Origin of the sequence: Streptomyces blattellae, assembly GCF_009709555.1 — a bacterium.
GTDB classification, from domain to species: domain Bacteria; phylum Actinomycetota; class Actinomycetes; order Streptomycetales; family Streptomycetaceae; genus Streptomyces; species Streptomyces blattellae.
Window position 1 is genome coordinate 1 of the sequence record NZ_WJBG01000090.1, and the last position, 263, is coordinate 263.

A 263-nucleotide genomic window follows, 5' to 3' on the forward strand; every position below is an offset into this window, starting at 1 on the left:
GTGCCGATGCGCAGGCCCGAGGTCACCATCGGCGGGCGCGGGTCGTTCGGGACGGCGTTGCGGTTGACCGTGATGCCGACCTCGTGGAGGCGGTCCTCGGCCTGCCGGCCGTCCAGCTCGGAGTCGCGCAGGTCGACCAGGATCAGGTGCACGTCCGTGCCGCCGGAGAGCACGTTCACCCCGGCCGCATGGGCGTCCGGCGCCGTCAGCCGCTCGGCGAGGATCTTCGCGCCCTCGACCGTGCGGCGCTGCCGCTCCTTGAA

The 263-nt window shown here is 73.4% G+C and carries 1 pseudogene; it reads right to left on the reverse strand.

The features are described 5' to 3' along the window. Positions 1-263, reverse strand: a pseudogene (locus GFH49_RS01730) (serine hydroxymethyltransferase); the annotation flags it as partial.